The 15,721-nt window shown below is 69.7% G+C and carries 20 protein-coding genes and 1 riboswitch; of the genes, 10 read left to right on the top strand and 10 right to left on the bottom strand.

The window, feature by feature from the left end:
• Window positions 1-10: 10 nt before the first annotated feature.
• Genes ispF through carD form a run of 3 tightly spaced genes read right to left on the bottom strand, consistent with a single transcriptional unit; the run spans window position 11 to window position 1,676 of the window.
• Window positions 11-478 (bottom strand): 2-C-methyl-D-erythritol 2,4-cyclodiphosphate synthase, encoded by a 468-nt coding sequence (gene ispF / locus D5S18_RS25325; protein WP_120043655.1) that lies wholly within the window; start codon window positions 476-478, stop codon window positions 11-13.
• A gap of 11 nt (window positions 479-489) precedes the next feature.
• A complete protein-coding gene (gene ispD, locus D5S18_RS25320) occupies window positions 490-1,185 on the bottom strand; it encodes a 2-C-methyl-D-erythritol 4-phosphate cytidylyltransferase (RefSeq protein ID WP_120043599.1) in 696 nt (231 codons plus the stop codon).
• A 2-nt stretch (window positions 1,186-1,187) separates the two neighbouring features.
• The gene (gene carD, locus D5S18_RS25315; protein WP_120043598.1) at window positions 1,188-1,676 is read right to left on the bottom strand and encodes an RNA polymerase-binding transcription factor CarD; all 489 of its coding nucleotides are present in this window, start codon (window positions 1,674-1,676) and stop codon (window positions 1,188-1,190) included.
• Between the two features lie 303 nt (window positions 1,677-1,979).
• Between carD and D5S18_RS25310 the strand changes: the two genes are divergently transcribed.
• Both D5S18_RS25310 and radA read left to right on the top strand, forming a co-directional pair.
• Window positions 1,980-2,738, top strand: a complete 759-nt coding sequence (locus D5S18_RS25310) for a copper chaperone PCu(A)C domain-containing protein (RefSeq protein WP_239003991.1) — start codon at window positions 1,980-1,982, stop codon at window positions 2,736-2,738.
• A 135-nt stretch (window positions 2,739-2,873) separates the two neighbouring features.
• Window positions 2,874-4,409: a DNA repair protein RadA gene (gene radA, locus D5S18_RS25305; protein ID WP_120043596.1), complete on the top strand. Its 1,536-nt coding sequence runs from the start codon at window positions 2,874-2,876 to the stop codon at window positions 4,407-4,409.
• 119 nt (window positions 4,410-4,528) lie between these two features.
• Here radA and D5S18_RS25300 read toward each other — a convergent pair whose 3' ends face one another.
• Both D5S18_RS25300 and D5S18_RS25295 read right to left on the bottom strand, forming a co-directional pair.
• Window positions 4,529-5,251, bottom strand: a complete 723-nt coding sequence (locus D5S18_RS25300) for a hypothetical protein (protein ID WP_120043595.1) — start codon at window positions 5,249-5,251, stop codon at window positions 4,529-4,531.
• A 187-nt stretch (window positions 5,252-5,438) separates the two neighbouring features.
• A complete protein-coding gene (locus tag D5S18_RS25295) occupies window positions 5,439-6,062 on the bottom strand; it encodes a carbonic anhydrase (RefSeq protein ID WP_120043654.1) in 624 nt (207 codons plus the stop codon).
• 97 nt (window positions 6,063-6,159) lie between these two features.
• Here D5S18_RS25295 and D5S18_RS25290 point away from each other — a divergent pair, with 97 nt between their 5' ends.
• Entirely contained in the window at window positions 6,160-7,044 is an 885-nt protein-coding gene (locus D5S18_RS25290; RefSeq protein WP_120043594.1) for an HhH-GPD family protein, read from the top strand.
• A gap of 154 nt (window positions 7,045-7,198) precedes the next feature.
• Here the strand turns inward: D5S18_RS25290 and D5S18_RS25285 are convergent, their stop codons facing one another.
• Window positions 7,199-7,936 (bottom strand): alpha/beta fold hydrolase, encoded by a 738-nt coding sequence (locus D5S18_RS25285; protein WP_120043593.1) that lies wholly within the window; start codon window positions 7,934-7,936, stop codon window positions 7,199-7,201.
• 56 nt (window positions 7,937-7,992) lie between these two features.
• On the opposite strand from D5S18_RS25285, the gene mhuD reads away from it, so the two are divergent.
• The 4 genes from mhuD (at window position 7,993) to D5S18_RS25265 (ending at window position 9,956) form a co-directional block, all read left to right on the top strand.
• Window positions 7,993-8,304, top strand: coding sequence for a mycobilin-forming heme oxygenase MhuD (mhuD, locus tag D5S18_RS25280; RefSeq protein ID WP_120043592.1), 312 nt, complete (start codon window positions 7,993-7,995; stop codon window positions 8,302-8,304).
• A 43-nt stretch (window positions 8,305-8,347) separates the two neighbouring features.
• Window positions 8,348-8,478: riboswitch (cobalamin riboswitch) on the top strand.
• Window positions 8,479-8,509: 31 nt separating this feature from the next.
• Window positions 8,510-8,704 (top strand): CbtB domain-containing protein, encoded by a 195-nt coding sequence (locus tag D5S18_RS25275; RefSeq protein ID WP_120043591.1) that lies wholly within the window; start codon window positions 8,510-8,512, stop codon window positions 8,702-8,704.
• Complete coding sequence (locus D5S18_RS25270; RefSeq protein WP_120043590.1) at window positions 8,695-9,453, top strand: CbtA family protein; 759 nt, start codon at window positions 8,695-8,697, stop codon at window positions 9,451-9,453. Before D5S18_RS25275 ends, D5S18_RS25270 begins: the two co-directional genes overlap by 10 nt.
• 35 nt (window positions 9,454-9,488) lie before the next feature.
• Window positions 9,489-9,956, top strand: a complete 468-nt coding sequence (locus D5S18_RS25265; protein ID WP_120043589.1) for a hypothetical protein — start codon at window positions 9,489-9,491, stop codon at window positions 9,954-9,956.
• Window positions 9,957-10,004: 48 nt separating this feature from the next.
• Here the strand turns inward: D5S18_RS25265 and D5S18_RS25260 are convergent, their stop codons facing one another.
• The 3 genes from D5S18_RS25260 to D5S18_RS25250 all read right to left on the bottom strand — a co-directional run bounded on the left by D5S18_RS25260 (window position 10,005) and on the right by D5S18_RS25250 (window position 12,335).
• Complete coding sequence (locus D5S18_RS25260; RefSeq protein ID WP_120043588.1) at window positions 10,005-10,448, bottom strand: OsmC family peroxiredoxin; 444 nt, start codon at window positions 10,446-10,448, stop codon at window positions 10,005-10,007.
• Between the two features lie 139 nt (window positions 10,449-10,587).
• Window positions 10,588-11,436 (bottom strand): ABC transporter permease subunit, encoded by an 849-nt coding sequence (locus D5S18_RS25255; protein ID WP_120043587.1) that lies wholly within the window; start codon window positions 11,434-11,436, stop codon window positions 10,588-10,590.
• Window positions 11,433-12,335, bottom strand: a complete 903-nt coding sequence (locus D5S18_RS25250; protein ID WP_120043653.1) for an ABC transporter ATP-binding protein — start codon at window positions 12,333-12,335, stop codon at window positions 11,433-11,435. Before D5S18_RS25250 ends, D5S18_RS25255 begins: the two co-directional genes overlap by 4 nt.
• A 117-nt stretch (window positions 12,336-12,452) precedes the next feature.
• Here D5S18_RS25250 and D5S18_RS25245 point away from each other — a divergent pair, with 117 nt between their 5' ends.
• From D5S18_RS25245 to D5S18_RS25235, 3 genes are all read left to right on the top strand, one after another.
• Complete coding sequence (locus tag D5S18_RS25245; RefSeq protein ID WP_345789818.1) at window positions 12,453-13,865, top strand: histidine kinase; 1,413 nt, start codon at window positions 12,453-12,455, stop codon at window positions 13,863-13,865.
• A 20-nt stretch (window positions 13,866-13,885) separates the two neighbouring features.
• On the top strand, window positions 13,886-14,548 hold the full coding sequence (locus D5S18_RS25240) for a response regulator transcription factor (RefSeq protein ID WP_120043586.1): 663 nt from the start codon (window positions 13,886-13,888) through the stop codon (window positions 14,546-14,548).
• A 71-nt stretch (window positions 14,549-14,619) separates the two neighbouring features.
• Entirely contained in the window at window positions 14,620-15,414 is a 795-nt protein-coding gene (locus D5S18_RS25235; RefSeq protein ID WP_203236905.1) for an LLM class flavin-dependent oxidoreductase, read from the top strand.
• Between the two features lie 59 nt (window positions 15,415-15,473).
• Here the strand turns inward: D5S18_RS25235 and D5S18_RS25230 are convergent.
• On the bottom strand, window positions 15,474-15,721 hold a 248-nt coding region (locus D5S18_RS25230), incomplete at its 5' end, for a ClpB D2-like domain containing protein (protein ID WP_120043585.1).

Here is a 15,721-nt window from a genome sequence, read left to right as displayed (position 1 = left end):
CGGAGCACGGTCACCGACAGGATCGCAGCAGCGCGGTGGCGATGGCGGCGATACCCTCGCCGCGGCCGGTCAGACCGAGTCCGTCGGAGGTGGTGCCGGAGACCGAGACCGGCGCGCCCAGCAGCTCACCGAGCACCTGCTGCGCCTCGGCCCGGCGCGGACCGATCTTGGGCCGATTGCCGATGACCTGCACGGCGGCATTGACCGTCGCGAAACCCTCCGCCTCGAGCAGCCGCCGCACCTCCTGCAGCATGGCCGCGCCCGACACGCCCGCCCACTCCGGGCGACCGGTGCCGAAAACCGCGCCGACATCGCCCAGACCGGCGGCCGAGAGCAGCGCGTCGCACAGCGCGTGCGCCGCCACATCGCCATCGGAATGACCCGAGCAGCCGTCATCGCCGTCGAAGCGCAGACCCGCCATCCAGCACGGCCTGCCCACCTCGATCGGATGCACATCGCTGCCGATGCCGACCCGCAGCTCCGGCGCGGTCACGACAGACCCGCCGGGTGGCCGAGCAACGTGTTGGCCAGCCGCAGATCCAGCGGCGTGGTGATCTTGAAAGCCAGCGGGTCGCCCGAGATGGTGCGCACCCGCGCGCCGAGCCGCTCGACCAGGGCCGCGTCATCGGTGGCGACGAGATCGGCGGCATAGGCGGCGCGCAGTAGATCGGCGGCGAAACCCTGCGGTGTCTGGATCGCGCGCAACCGCGCCCGCTCCGGAGTGCCCGTCACCACGCCCTCGGCATCGACGGATTTGATGGTGTCCACCACCGGCAGCGCGGGCACCACGGCCGGATGACCCGCCCGCAACTCGGCCGCGACCCGCGCGATCAGCGCGGGCGGGGTCAGGGCGCGGGCGGCATCGTGCACCAGGTAGTAGGAGGCATTGGGGGCAGCGGCGATACCGGCGCGCACCGAATCGGTGCGCTCGGCCCCGCCGACCACCACATCGACCGAATCCGAGGGGGGCAGCAGGGCAACCGCACCCGCCACGAATTCGGGGGGAACCATGACGACGATCCGATCCACCGCGCCGGAGGCCAAGAGCCCATCGACGGCGAGCCGGACCATCGGGACGCCGCCGACCGCGACGAACGCTTTGGGCGCGTCGGCACCCAGGCGAACTCCGCGACCGGCGGCGGGAACCAATGCGACGACGGATGCGTCGCCGGAGGGCTCGGGCACGGTCAGGACGCCGCGGCCAGAACCTCGTCGAGCAGAATCTCGGCCTTTCCGTCGTCAGTGCCCTCGGCGAGCGCGAGCTCGCCGACGAGGATCTGACGCGCCTTGGCGAGCATGCGCTTCTCGCCCGCGGACAGGCCGCGATCCTGTTCGCGGCGCCACAGGTCGCGAACGACCTCGGCGACCTTGTTCACATCGCCGGAGGCCAGCTTCTCCAAATTGGCCTTGTAGCGGCGAGACCAGTTAGTCGGCTCCTCGGTGTGCGGCGCGCGCAGCACCTGGAAGACTCGGTCGAGACCCTCTTGGCCCACGACATCGCGAACGCCGACATATTCGGCGTTCTCCGCGGGAACGCGAACAGTCAGGTCTCCTTGCGCGACCTTCAGGACCAGATACTCTTTCTGCACACCCTTGATGGTGCGAGTCTCGATTGCTTCGATCAGCGCCGCTCCGTGGTGGGGGTAAACGACGGTGTCTCCGACCTTAAAAATCATGTGTCCCGTGCCCCTTTCGATGTTCACAGTTTAACATGCGACTCGATAACGGCGCGATCAACTGTGCAGGTCAGGGCCACAACGAGGGCACCGTCGGGGTTGACAGAACAGATCCGATGTGCATTCCGTTGTGCCAGAACGGCTTCGACGCACACCCGCGCGACACGCCGGCACCCGCCCGCGCGACGCGCCCTGATCGCGAGCCCCGACGACCACGACGCCGAGGGAACTACTACGCTCCCTAGTTATTACGCTCCCGAGCGGAGCGAGCCCGCCCGCACCTCGCCGGACATGGAGGACATCGTGACTGCCCTGAAAGCTGTGACCGCCGCGTCGGGGGCGCGGACGTCGAAGTGGCGTCGGATGGCGCCGGTAGCCGCGTTGGCCGCCGGTGCGGCGCTGGCCCTGTCCGGCTGCGGCGCGGGCCAGGTCTCCCAAACCGCGAACCAGGTCCCCGCCATCAACGGCAACCACGCCGAGATCGGCCGGATCGCGCTGCGCAATGTGCACATCGTGTACCCCGGCGCAGGCGCCGGTCCGGAATACAACAACGCCAAGGGCGGCAAGGCGCTGATCGCGCTGTCGATCATCAACAACAGCGAAACCGTCACCGACGAACTCATCAGCGTCAAAACCGATCTCGGCGATGTGAAACTCACCGCGCCTGCGGGCAAGTCCGGGGTGGTCATCGAACCGCAGCACACGGTCGTCGCCGCGGCCAAGGCAGGCGGCCACGCCGCACCGGCCGCCGCGGCCACCAGCGCCCCCGCGGGCGCGCCGACCACCTCGCCCGCCGCGCCCGCCACCGGCCACGGCGCGAGCCCCACCGCCGCCCGCCCTGCGGGCGAGAAGGCCGAGGATCCGGCCGCCAACCCGGCCATGATCGAGATCTCCGGACTCACCAGGGATATCGGTCCGGGCCTCACCTACACGGTGACCTTCAACTTCAAGCAGAACGGCACCGTCGGCGTGCAGGTCCCGGTCGACGCGGGTCCGCTGACCGAGCGCCAGGGCGACACCTCCGACAAGGCCGCCGAAGGCGAGCACAAGGGCGGTCACTGACCCCATCGCCGAAACGGCTGTCGCCCTGCGCGGCAGCCGTTTTCGCGTACCAGGGACACTGGCGCCCCCGTATCGGGGCCTGCGGGGCGGCGCGCCGCCGAATCCGGTGTCGGCACCGATCCGTAAGGTGCGGCTGTGGCCAAGACCAAGCAGATCTTCCGGTGCTCCGCCTGCACGCACGAGGTCGCCAAATGGGTGGGCAAATGTCCGGACTGCGGCGCGTGGGGCACCGTCGACGAGGTGGTCCTCTCCGCCGCCGCCGTCGCCGGTCCCGGCGGACGCAAGGCCATGCTGCCCAGCACCGCCGCCGCACCCATCTCCCGGATCGACGCCAAGGTCACCAAAGCCAGGCCCACGGGCGTGGCGGAGTTGGACCGGGTGCTCGGCGGCGGCATCGTGCCCGGTTCGGTGGTGCTGCTCTCGGGCGAACCGGGCGTCGGCAAGTCGACGCTGCTGCTCGAGGTCGCGCACCGCTGGGCCGATCAGCGCGAGGAGATCTCGCTGTACGTGACGGCCGAGGAATCGGCCGGACAGGTGCGCCTGCGCGCGGACCGCACCGGCGCGGTGCACGAAAAGGTCTATCTCGCGGCCGAATCCGATCTGTCGATCGTGCTCGGACATGTCGAGCAGGTGCGGCCGACGCTGCTGGTGGTCGACTCGGTGCAGACCATGCTGGCCCCGGATACCGACGGTGTGATCGGCGGGGTCACCCAGGTGCGCGCGGTGGCGGCCACCCTCACCGCGCTGGCGAAGGCGAGCGGCACGGCGGTGCTGCTGGTCGGCCACGTCACCAAGGACGGGGCCATCGCGGGTCCGCGCACCCTCGAACACCTGGTCGACGTGGTCCTGCATTTCGAGGGCGACAAGAACTCCACCCTGCGCATGGTGCGCGGCATCAAGAACCGCTTCGGCAGCGCCGACGAGGTCGGCTGTTTCGAACTGCACGACGACGGCATCGCGGGCGTCGCCGATCCGTCCGGACTGTTCCTGCACCACCGCACCGAATCGGTATCCGGTACGGCGGTGACCGTCGCCATGGACGGCAAGCGGCCCCTGGTGGCCGAGGTGCAGGGCCTCACGGTCGGCACCGAGATCCCCTCGCCGCGCCGCGCCGTCAGCGGACTGGACTACAACCGGGTCGCCATGGTGCTCGCCGTGCTGCAGAGCCGCGCCCGAATGTTCCTGGGCAAACACGATATCTACGCCGCCACCGTCGGCGGTATGCGTCTGAACGAACCCGCCGCCGACCTGGCCATCGCCCTGGCCATCGCGAGCGCGGCCCGCGAGCGGGCGCTGCCGGTGGGCTGGGTGCTGCTCGGCGAGGTCGGGCTGGCAGGCGAGGTGCGTCGAGTCTCGGGCGTGTCGCGCAGGCTGGCGGAGGCCGAGCGGCTGGGCTTCACCACGGCGCTGGTGCCGCCCGGTGTCGAACGCAAGGGCGTCACGATGAAGGTGCACGAGGTCGCCGATGTCCAGTCGGCGCTGCGGCTGGCCGGATTGGCCAAGCGCGCCAAGGGCTCCGACGGCGCCCCCGGCAGCGGCCCTGCCCCGGTCAACAGTTCGGAAACCACATTGGCCAAGCGAATTCGCGCCCAGCACGAGACGTTGCGCGCCAACAGCGCCGAATTCGACCGCGAGCCGGACATGTTCGACGATGTCCCCCCGGAGTCCTAGGCGTACCTCCGCCTTCGCTCCGGCCATGCGCAGGTCTGCGGACTGCCTCGCCGACAGCACCACCTAGGACCCCGCCCCGGCCCCGTGCGGGTTCAAAGACGGCTGCGCCGACACGCCTACTAGGCGATATTGAACGGCTCCGCCGCGCTGCGAATGGAACCGAGTTGGGCGACAACGGCGTACGCGCCGGCCGGGACCTGGACGCGTTCACCGGCGCAGGTCTGCTGCGAGGTCGATCCGGACCAGGTGACGGTGAAACCAGCCTGCTCACCGCGATTCAGCGCGCGGATATCGGGCTGACCGTCCGGGTAGCAGTCGGTGCTCGACCACATGCGGCGCTGTCCGTCGAGAGTCTGCACCGAGACCTGCTGGAGCCCGGAACCCAGATCGCGCGAGCACGCCACCTGCGAGATATTGGTGATGACGATCCAGAACACCGGCTGCTCACCGGATTTGTAGGTGGGCTGCTCCACCGTCACCTTCACCGCGAGCGACTGGTCCGGGCATTGGCCGGGCGGTGGGGCGGCGAGCACGGCCGCGGAGGTCACGGGCGGGCCGGACGGTTTGACCGGGCTCGCTTCGGCGCCTGCCGACGGCTTTCCGGCGGCGGCGGCCTCGGCGGACTTATTGGCCGGATCACCCGATTTGCTCGGCTCAGCGGAGCGGTGCGACGCGGCGGGGGTCGAACTCGCCGCGGCCGCCGCGGGCTCGGACGAACCGCGCCGAGCGACCATGAGCGCCACCCAGATCACCAGCGCGAGTGCCAGCACCAATGCGGCGATGGCGAAAACGCGGCGACGCCAGTAGATCTCCGGAGGCAGCGGTCCAGTGGGTTCCAGCACGCCTCAACGGTAAGGGCACGGCCGGGCACAGCCGCTGAGGACCCCGGCGTGTCGGATGAGGCGGCACGCACGGTGCAGGTACATTGCGCGGCTCGCCGAGTCCCACCGAATCGGGGCGAATTCGACCCGATTCGGACCCGCCCGAACCAATGCGGCTCAGGCGCGACCGGTCGGGTTCGGGCCGGACTCAGGCGGATTCGCCGACATTGCCGACCACCCGCTGCAAGGTGACCCGCCCCTCGGAGAGCCGGTAGGTCACGCAGGCGATGGCGCATTCACCGGTGGCCACCCTTTGGGAGATGATCATCGACCGCTGCATGAGCAGTCGGCTCGTCTCCACGACATGCCTGGCCTCCAGATCGTCGACGGTGGTCAGACCTTCGCGGCGGCCGACGAGAATGGACGGGGTGACCCGCTCCACCACGCTGCGAATGAATCCGCCCGGCACCTCGCCGCCGTCGAGCGCGTCCAGCGTGGCCTTGACCGCCCCGCAACTGTCGTGGCCGAGCACCACGATCAGCGGCACGTTCAGCACGTGAACGCCGTATTCGATCGAGCCGAGCACGGAGCTGTCGACCACGTGTCCCGCGGTGCGGACCACGAACATATCGCCGAGGCCCTGGTCGAAGATGAGTTCGGCGGCCACGCGGGAGTCACCGCAGCCGAACAGGATGGCGGCCGGATGCTGTCCGTCGACGAGTTTGGCCCGATCCGCCGCGCCCTGGCTAGGATGCAGCAGGTTGCCCGTGACGAAGCGGTCGTTGCCTTCCCTGAGCGATTTCCAAGCCGTGATCGGGGTGAGCTGCGACATGGAACCCATTGTGCACGGGGCATCGGCTACCAGCGAGTTCGACTGGCAACCCGATGGTGAACACCGGACGATCCGGTCCAAACGGAGATGGTGAGACGTGGCGGAACAGGGCGGTATCGATGCGGCGGCGCTGCTCGACTGGTACCGCGACGAGGCCCGCGAGCTGCCGTGGCGGCGCTCCGGTGTGAGCGCCTGGCAGATCCTGATGAGCGAGATCATGCTCCAGCAGACGCCGGTGGTGCGGGTGGAGCCGATCTGGCGCGAGTGGGTGGCGCGCTGGCCTGTTCCCTCGGCCTTGGCGGCCTCCTCGCAGGCCGAGGTGCTGCGCGCCTGGGGCAAGCTCGGCTATCCGCGTCGGGCGCTGCGGCTGCACGAGTGCGCGCGGGTGCTGGCCGAACAACACGGCGACGCGGTGCCCGCCGACGTGGAACTGCTGCTCGCGCTGCCGGGTATCGGCGCCTATACCGCGCGCGCCGTGGCCTGTTTCGCCTACGGCCAGCGGGTTCCGGTGGTGGACACCAATGTTCGCCGCGTGGTCGCGCGCGCCGTACACGGCCGCGAGGTGGGCAATCCGTCCGCGCGCGATCTCGCCGAGACCGAAGCCCTACTGCCGCGGTCGGTTTCCCGTGCCGCGACCTTCTCGGCCGCGCTGATGGAATTGGGTGCGCTGGTGTGCACCGCCCGCACCCCCGACTGCTCCCGCTGCCCGCTGCCCCGGTGCTCGTGGGTCGAGAAGGGCCGCCCGGCCGCCGAAACCGTCAGGCGCACACAGAAATACGAAGGCACCGATCGTCAGGCACGGGGCAGACTGCTCGACGTGCTGCGCGCCGCCACCGGTCCGGTGGAGCGAATTCGCTTGGACCTGGCCTGGACTCGCGATCCGGGCCAGCGCGACCGCGCTCTGGATTCTCTGCTCGTCGACGGCCTGATCGAGCAGACCGCCGACGGACTGTTCGCCCTGGCAGGCGAGGGTGGTGTCTAGGCCCTTTCTCGGAGGCTCATTCGGATGCATCCGTGGCTCAGCTCGTCGCCCGGCAAGGCGGAGAAGTTCGCGATACCGGGGTTTATCGGGGGCGACGATGCGGCCAGGCGGCGAGCTAGGCCGCAGCCGCGCTGGTCGGAATTCGAGCCGTGGTCTAGACGCGACGCAGGAAGCGCTCGACGACTTGGCGATACCGCGCGGGCTGATCGTCGTGCACGAGGTGGCCGGAATCCGGGACCAGCACGTACTCGGCATCCGGATGCACCCGCGCCATCTCCCGCATCTGCCCCGGCGGGGTGATCGAATGCTCGCCCTCGAGCAGCAGCACGGGCATGCGCAGCGACCGCCATTCGCGCCAGAACTCGCGTGATCCCCACTCCTCCGAGATAGCCCGGAAGGTGGCCACCGACCCGTGCAACCGGTATCCGTCCGGGCCGAGGGTGAACGAATTCAGGAAGTACCGGCCTGCCACCGGGCCGAAGTAGTCGAGCACCGCGTCCGCGTCCGGAAACGGTTGCGGCCACGCCTCGATCATGGCCGCCCAGTCGCGCGCGGTGCGGCCGCGGAAATCCGGGGCGATATCCTCCACCACCAGCGCGCGCACCCGGTCGGGATGGTGCGCGGCGAAGACCCAGCCGTGCAGCGCGCCCATCGAATGTCCGATCAGGACCATCGGCTCGGCGATACCGGCCGTGGCCTCGGCCAGATCGGCGACGAACGCCTCGGTGGTGAGCTGCTCCGGGGCCGGGCGGCCGTGCCCGGCGGCGTCGAAGGTGTAGACCCGGCCGTAGCCGCGCAACCAGTCGATATGGTCGCCCCAGGTGCGGGCGCTGCCCATCAACCCGTGCAACAGCAGGATCGGCCTACCCGCCCCGCCCTGTTCGAATAGCACCGCCCGATTCTGCCCGCACCCGCGCGGCGGCCGCGCACCGCCGTATTGTCGGAGTCATGGCTGTTGTGAAGATCAACGCAATCGAGGTCCCCGAGGGCGCGGGCCCGGAGTTGGAGCAGCGCTTCGCCCATCGCGCGCACGCGGTGGAGAATTCGCCCGGTTTCCTCGGCTTCCAACTGCTGCGGCCGACGGCGGGCGAGAATCGCTACTTCGTTGTCACGCAGTGGGATTCGGAGGAGTCCTTCGCCGCTTGGCGCGACGGCCCGGCCAAGGCCGCGCACGCCGGATCCGAGCGCAAGCCGGTCGCCACCGGCGCCTCGCTGCTGGAATTCGAGGTCGTGCTGGACGTGGCGGCCAAGTCCAACTAGCGGGACGCGCGCCCGCCACATATTGACGCCGCCCGGCGGCGAGTGTCACAGTTCGAGGGAAAGCGAGGGTGCTGCGGTAATCCGGTGTGAATCCGGAGCGGTCGCGCCACTGTGATCCACGCACCGAGTCCCGGTGCCGGACAGCCAGACACCGGCATCTTCGCGCACAACCCGATGGGACGCGCACATCCCAAGGAGGACTCGAATGGCCATCGCGCACTCGCCCAGCCGGGCGACCGATTCCCTGTCGACGCTGCTCGTCGCCGCCGGTGTCGTACTGCTCGCACTGCTCACGCTGTACCTGGTCGGCTTCGACCAGGGCGTCATCTCGCGCAGCGGGATGTACCTGCACGAGCTGATGCACGACGGACGCCACCTGCTGGGCGTGCCGTGCCACTGACCGGACCGCTCAGAACACTGCTGCTGCGCGGCCTGCTCGCCGGTCTGATCGCGGGTTTACTGGCCGCCACCGTGGGTTTCACCCTCGGCGAGCCCAAGGTGGACGCGGCCATCGCGATCGAGGAGGCACACAGCGCCACCGAATCCGGCGGTCACACCCACGAGGGGGAGCCGCTGGTCAGCCGCACCGGCCAGAAGGCGGGTCAGTTCCTCGCACTCGGATTGGCCGGGCTGGCGCTCGGGGCGCTGTTCGGTACGGCCGCGCATTTCGCCCGACGCCACACCGCGCTGCCGGGTCCGAAACTGGCGCTGCTGCTCGGCCTCGGCGGCTGGGCCGCCATTGTCGCGGTGCCGTTCTTCAAATATCCGGCGAATCCACCTGCCGTGGGTGAGCCGGACACCATCAACCAGCGCACGCTGCTGTGGTTCGCGGCGGTGCTGCTCGGTTTCGCGGCCGTCGGCGCGGGGGTGTACCTGTTCAAGGTGCTGCGCGCCCAACGCGATACAGTTCGACTGTCGGCGGGGGTCGCGGCGTTCCTGGTGATCGTCGCGGTCGGCTACATTCTGCTGCCGGGTATCAACGAGGTGAAGTCCGACTTCCCCGCGACGCTGCTGTGGCAGTTCCGCGCGGTCTCCCTCGGCGAGACGGCCACGCTGTGGGCCGCGCTGGCACTTGGTTTCGCCGTGCTCACTGATTTCGCGTCGGGACGTGATACCGCCGTACGAGCCGGTATCACTACCGCAGTCTGATCCGCGTCGAGAAGTGCCGGGGCAGTGTCGGTTCCATGACCGGCACTGCCTTCTTCGTTCCCGCCCGACCACGCCAGAATCCGCCGCGCGGGGTGCTGGTGGCCTTCGTCGCGGTGGTGACCGCGCTGCTGGCCGGGGTCGGTGAGGGGATCGAACATGTGACGGCGGCGCTGCGAGAGCCGGAGCCGAACGGGGTCGGGCTCAGTATCAATGTCGGCGTGCGTCTGGCGGTGTACGCGGTGGTTTTCATTGTCGCGGTGCGGATGACGCACGGCGCGCGCTGGGCGCGGGCCGTGCTCACCGTCGGAATCGGCGTCTTCGGGTCGGCCTCGCTGCTCGTGGGGCCGATCGAAGCGGTGCTCTACCATCCCGACGCGCTATTCGACGGCGTGAGCGCCGACGCGGTGCTGGTCGGCCTGCTGCGCCTGATCCACATCGCGGCCGTCTTCGTGGCCATCGGCGCCATGTATCGCGCCGACAGCCGAGCCTATTTTCGGCCGTAGCAGGTCGCGTCCCGGTTTCCCGATCGGCGGGAAACCGGGTGCTCGCGTTCAGGATTCGAAGACCGCGTCCAGTTCGATGGTGTCCACGCCCGCCAGCGCCTTGCTGACCGGGCAGCCCGCCTTCGCCGCAGCGGCGGCCTCGGCGAATTGGGCGGCATCGATACCGGAGGCGCGGCCGCGCACCGTCAGCTTGATCCGGCTGATCCGGAACCCGCCCGCCGGATCGGGGCCGAGGGTGACATCAGCGGTGATATCCAGGCTTTCGGGAGTGCCGCCCGCATTGCCGATCTGCGCCGAGAGCGCCATGGCGTAGCAGGAGGAGTGCGCCGCGGCGATCAATTCCTCCGGGCTGGTGGTCCCGTCCGCGTTGTCGGCCGAGCGCTTGGGGAAGGAGACGTCGTACTTGCCGACGCCGGAACTGGCCAGCTCCACCTGTCCCGTCCCCTCCTGGAGGGTGCCGGTCCAAGCGGTGCGCGCGGTACGTGTGGGCATCGCATTCCTTTCGCCGTTGATCGATTCAGCACGAACCTACCCGTCGCGCCCGCTTTCGGCGCTGTGGCGGCGGGATCCGATCGGAACTGACACCGCACGGTGCCGAGAATCGGTGTGCGGCAGGCCGTTCGGAGACCTGTCACGCCACATCGCGCCGCCGGAACAGCCACAGCGTTCCGATCACGAAGACGGCGGCATAGAGCGCCAGCAGAATCACCGACTGCGACCCGGAGAGGGTATCGAGTACCCCCGGCGTCGCGGACCCCGCAACAGTGCGCATGGCACCGGCCAGCGATCCCGCCGCGGTGCCGGGCAGATGATCGGTGACACCCCTGATCGGCGCGAAAATACTGCCGACACCGCGCAGCAGATTCTCCACCACCAGCACCCAGACCAGCCCGAGCCCGACCGCGAGCGCGGGTCCGCGCGCCACCGCGCCGATCAGCGCCCCGAGCAGCGTCCACATGCCGAGGATCGCGATCCCGGCGCCGATCCCGAGCAACGCACGCGACAGCGAGGGCAATGCCGGGGACGCGCCCTGACTGCCCGCGATCACCGCGGCCACCCCGGTGTCGACCACGAATACCGCGCACACCAGCGCTACTACCACCAGCAGCAGGGCCAGCATCGTCGCACCGAGCACCGCCGCGCGCGGCGGCCCCTGCGTGAACGCGGTTTTCCAAGTACCCCAACCGAATCCGCTGCCCACCGCGAGCGCACCGAGCACCAGCACGAGCGCACCGCCGAACATCGCCATCCCCTGGGTGAACACCTCGGGCACCGCCGAGGGCAGCATCTGCCCCAGCAGTTGTTCGCGCGGCAGGCCATTCGACATCCGGCTCGACTCTCCGCTGGAATAGGCCAGATAATTGAATACGTAGGCGAACACCAGGTTCAGCGCCTGCCAGACGCCGAGCACGATCCAGAACGCGGGCCAGTGGCCCAGTCGCCGCAATTCGGCTCTGGTGCAGGCGAGTAGCGCGATCATGACGCGACCTCCAGTTGAGTCATCTCGAAAAACACTTCCTCCAGGGACTTCTCATCGATGCGCAGCTCGAGCAGCCGCGCCCCCGATTCGACGACCGCCCGAGCCACCACCGGCGCCAAATCGGCTCCGGCCTCGATCCGAATTCCCCTGTCCGTCATCAGTGCATGGCGCGCGCCGAGGACCGCCCGCACCGCCGGGTAGGCCACCTCGAGCGGGTCGGCGCGCAGCAGAATGGTTGCCGCGCCGCGCAATTCGGCCACCGTCGACTCGGTGAGCAGCCGACCGCCGGAGATGACCCCGACCCGGTCGCAGATCTCCTGCACCTCGCCGAGCAGATGACTCGACAGCACCACGGTGTGCCCGTCGGCGGCGAGCGCGACGATCAACTCCCGCATCTCGGCCATACCCGCCGGATCGAGGCCGTTGGTCGGCTCGTCGAGTATCAGCAGGTCGGGGCGGCCGAGCAGGGCGGCGCCCACCCCCAGTCGCTGCTTCATACCCAGCGAATAGGTGCGAAACCGGTCACCGGCCCGCGCGGTGAGCCCGACCCGGTCCAGCGCCTCGGCCACCGCCGCGCCGCCGAGTCCCCGGTAATCGGCGAGCACACGCAGGTTGTCCGCACCGGAGAGGTAGGGGTAGAAACCCGGTCCCTCGATGAGAACACCGATGCGGCGCAATGCCGCCGGATCGCCGGGCGGGCGGCCCAGCACCGTCGCGCGACCCGCACTCGGCCGGATCAGACCGACCAGCATGCGCAGCGTCGTCGTCTTGCCCGCACCGTTCGGCCCGAGGAATCCGTAGATCTCCCCGGCCCCTACTCGCATGCGCACCGCGTCCACGGCGGTCTGCGCACCATAGCGTTTGGTCAACCCCTCGGTGACCACGATCGAATCGGTCATGTCCGAAGCATCCGCCGCGACGGTGCGCCGACACATCCGTCGGCGAGCGATGTCGAGGCTACGTTTCCAGGCGGACTTCGCAATCGGGTTCGGCGCAATAGGCTGACTCATGTGAAGGTGCCAGGGTTGACAGGTCGCTTGCTCGCGCGGGACTGGGGGGTCGCACTGGCCGTCACCGCGGTGGTGGTCCTCGGCGGGTCCTTCGCCAATCGGGCGCAGCCCGATATGCATCCGCTGGGCCTGTTCGGCTACCTGTTGCTGCTCGTCGGCCCCGCCGCGCTGCTGTGGCGCAGATACCAGCCGGTGCCGGTGCTGTGGTTCGCCGTCGGCATCTGCCTGGCCTACATCATGGCCGGATACGGGTACGGACCGATCTTCCTGAGCCTGGTCGTCGCCTTCCTGACCGCCGCGACCACCGGATCGCGCTGGTGGACCTATCCCGTGGCGCCGCTCGGGTTCCTGTGCCTGGTCTTCCCGCTGCCCGTGGCCATGGGCTATCCCCCGCACTGGCCGATGATCTTCGCCTTGGCCGCCTGGCTGAGCGTGCTGGTGCTCATCGCCGAGGGCATCCGCCAGCGCTCGGCGGCGCTGCTGGCCCGGCGCCAGCGGGCCGAGGCGGCGCATCGCGACGAACAGGCACAGCGGGCCAGACGCGCCAGCGAGGAGCGCCTCGCCATCGCGCGCGAACTGCACGACGTTCTGGCACACAGTCTTTCGCTGATCAATGTGCAGTCCTCGGTGGCGCTGGAACTGTTCGATCGCAAACCCGAGCAGGCCGCCGCCGCACTGGCCACCATCAAGACCACCAGCAAGGACGCACTCGCCGACGTGCACACACTGCTGCACTCGATTCGGTCCGGAACCGGACTCGCCGGGGCGGAATACGAACCGGTGCAGCCGGTTTCGGACAGCGAACCCGGCCGCTACGAAGACCCTTCCAATACACGGATCTTCGGCCTTTTCGGACGCGATATCGGTGCGCCGGAACGGTATTCGACCGTGCGACAACCCGAACCGCCGGTCCGCCCCGCACCGCGCGCGCCCGCGCCCAGCATCGACGACCTGGACGCGCTGCTACAGCGCACCCGCGCCGCCGGACTCGTCGTCGGCACCAGGGTGGTCGGCGAGGCGCGGAAACTGCCGAGCGTCATCGATGTGGCGGCCTCCAGGATCGTCCAGGAGGCGCTGACCAATGTGGTACGCCACGCGCCCGGCGCGGCGGCCACCGTCACCGTCCGCTACACCGCCGACTCGGTCGATATCACCGTCGACAACACCCGTCCCACCGAGAACCCGCCGCGCACCGGATCGGGCGGCAACGGCATCCTCGGCATGCGCGAGCGCACGCACGCGCTCGGCGGCGCGCTCACCGCCGGGCCGCGCCCCAGCGGCGGCTTCCGGGTGGCGGCCCGACTGCCCGCCTACGAACCCGGTAGCGAAGCACCCCCGGCCCGGCCCGCGCCAGGCCCGCAGCGAGAAGACCGGGCGGCCGATGCGGTGAGCGTGCCGCCCGGCGTCCGGCCGAGCTGAATTATCGAGCGGAGGGCGCGATGAGCATTCGAGTGCTGGTGGCCGACGATCAGGCGCTGGTGCGCGGCGGCTTCGTCGCGCTGCTCGCGGCGCAGGACGGTATCGAGGTGGTCGGCGAGGCCGCGAACGGCGAACAGGCCGTGGAGCGCACGCGCGCCCTGGTCCCCGACGTGGTGCTGATGGATATCCGCATGCCGCTGCTGGACGGGCTGGCCGCCACCCGGATGATCGTGGCCGACCCGGCACTGTCCGAGGTCCGCGTGGTGGTGCTGACCACCTTCGAACTCGACGAATACGTTTTCGAGGCCATGCGCGTCGGCGCGACCGGATTCCTGGTCAAACACACCGAACCGGCGGACCTGGTGCGCGCCGTGCGGGTCGTCGCCGCCGGTGAGGCGCTGCTGTCCCCCGGCGTCACCCGTCGCCTGATCGCCGAATTCTCCGCCCACGCCAAAGAGCCGCCGCCCGCTGCCCTGTCCACACTCACCGACCGGGAACGCGAGGTCATGACCCTGGTCGCCGAGGGAATGACCAATGCCGAGATCGGCGCGCGCCTGTTCATGAGTCCGGCGACGGCCCGCACCCATGTCAGCCGCATCCTCACCAAACTCGACGCCCGCGACCGCACCCAACTCGTCGTGCTGGCCTACGAATCCGGACTGGTCCGTCCCGGTTGGCAATAGTCCGCCACGCGTAGCTCGAGCTACGCCGCCAATCCGATGTCTCGTGCCGCAGCGGGGTGCAGGCTTGGGATATGCCCATCCAATTCGGTCTCATCGCCACCCCTCGATCCGGGGCGCAATGGACAGACCTCGCCCAGCAGGCGGAACGCGACGGCTATCGCACACTGTTGCTGCCGGACACCCTCCACATCGCCTCGCCGTTCCCCACGCTGGCGGCGGCGGCCGGGGTCACCGCAACGCTGCGACTGCGCCCCCATGTGCTGGCCGCCCCGTTGCGGACCGCCACCGCCACCGTGCGCGAGGTGGCCGCGCTGCAACTGCTCTCGGCGGGCCGGTTCGAACTCGGTATCGGCATCGGCCGCCCCGACGCGGCGGGCGAGGCCGAGAAACTGGGCCGCCCTTGGGGTTCCGCGGCTGAGCGGCGCGCCCACCTCTTGGCGACGGTCGCCGCGGTGCGTGCGGGCGTCGATCCCGCGCCGCCGGTCGTCATCGCCGCGAGCGGCCCGCGGATGCTGGCGGCGGCCGCGACCGTAGCCGACCGGATCATCCTCGCCGCCGGACCGCTGACCACCGAATCCGAATTGGCCGAGATGGTGCGGGTGGTGCGCGACAACACCGACCGCGATATCCGCTTCGGTCATCAACTGGTCGGCCTGGGCGACCAGGTGCCCACCTGGATCGCCCGGCAGTTCGGCCACACCGCCGACGAACTGCGGGCGGCGGGCGCGGCCGGATTCCTCGATCCGGATCCGGGCAGCGCCGCCGCGGCCCTGGCGGCCCGCCGGGACGCGCTCGGCATCGACGAGGTGCTGGTTCCCGAAGACCTCGCGGCCGCTTTCGCGCCGGTCCGCGCGCTACTGGACTAGGTGTACAACCGAAAACCCCCGCTACCGAAGCGAATCGGTAGCGGGGGTCTCGGTATGGACTACTCTGCGGCAGCCGCCGTATCGCCCGCGAGGGCCGCGACCGGCTTGTCCTCGACCGGCTCGGGCTTGGTCAGCTTGGCCTTGCCGGCGAAGACGAACTTGGCGTCCTCGCCCGAACCCTCGCCGTTCCAGCCTTCGACGTCGACGGTGATGACCTGTCCGGGACCGATCTCGCCGAACAGGATCTTCTCCGAGAGCTGGTCCTCGATCTCGCGTTGGATCGTGCGACGCAACGGCCGCGCACCCA

The sequence above is a fragment of the Nocardia panacis genome (genome assembly GCF_003598715.1).
GTDB classification, from domain to species: domain Bacteria; phylum Actinomycetota; class Actinomycetes; order Mycobacteriales; family Mycobacteriaceae; genus Nocardia; species Nocardia panacis.
The sequence above is the reverse complement of the archived record's forward strand: the minus strand, read 5'-3'. Positions and strand labels throughout refer to the sequence as shown.

Excerpts from the sequence above, each read along its gene's own strand:
- D5S18_RS25295 (WP_120043654.1), bottom strand. The coding sequence starts at position 6,062 with ATGTCGCAGCTCACCCCGATCACGGCTTGGAAATCGCTCAGGGAAGGC.
- mhuD (WP_120043592.1), top strand. The coding sequence starts at position 7,993 with ATGGCTGTTGTGAAGATCAACGCAATCGAGGTCCCCGAGGGCGCGGGC.
- D5S18_RS25255 (WP_120043587.1), bottom strand. The coding sequence starts at position 11,436 with ATGATCGCGCTACTCGCCTGCACCAGAGCCGAATTGCGGCGACTGGGC.
- D5S18_RS25260 (WP_120043588.1), bottom strand. The coding sequence starts at position 10,448 with ATGCCCACACGTACCGCGCGCACCGCTTGGACCGGCACCCTCCAGGAG.
- D5S18_RS25265 (WP_120043589.1), top strand. The coding sequence starts at position 9,489 with ATGACCGGCACTGCCTTCTTCGTTCCCGCCCGACCACGCCAGAATCCG.
- D5S18_RS25235 (WP_203236905.1), top strand. The coding sequence starts at position 14,620 with ATGCCCATCCAATTCGGTCTCATCGCCACCCCTCGATCCGGGGCGCAA.
- D5S18_RS25275 (WP_120043591.1), top strand. The coding sequence starts at position 8,510 with ATGGCCATCGCGCACTCGCCCAGCCGGGCGACCGATTCCCTGTCGACG.
- D5S18_RS25240 (WP_120043586.1), top strand. The coding sequence starts at position 13,886 with ATGAGCATTCGAGTGCTGGTGGCCGACGATCAGGCGCTGGTGCGCGGC.
- D5S18_RS25250 (WP_120043653.1), bottom strand. The coding sequence starts at position 12,335 with ATGACCGATTCGATCGTGGTCACCGAGGGGTTGACCAAACGCTATGGT.
- carD (WP_120043598.1), bottom strand. The coding sequence starts at position 1,676 with ATGATTTTTAAGGTCGGAGACACCGTCGTTTACCCCCACCACGGAGCG.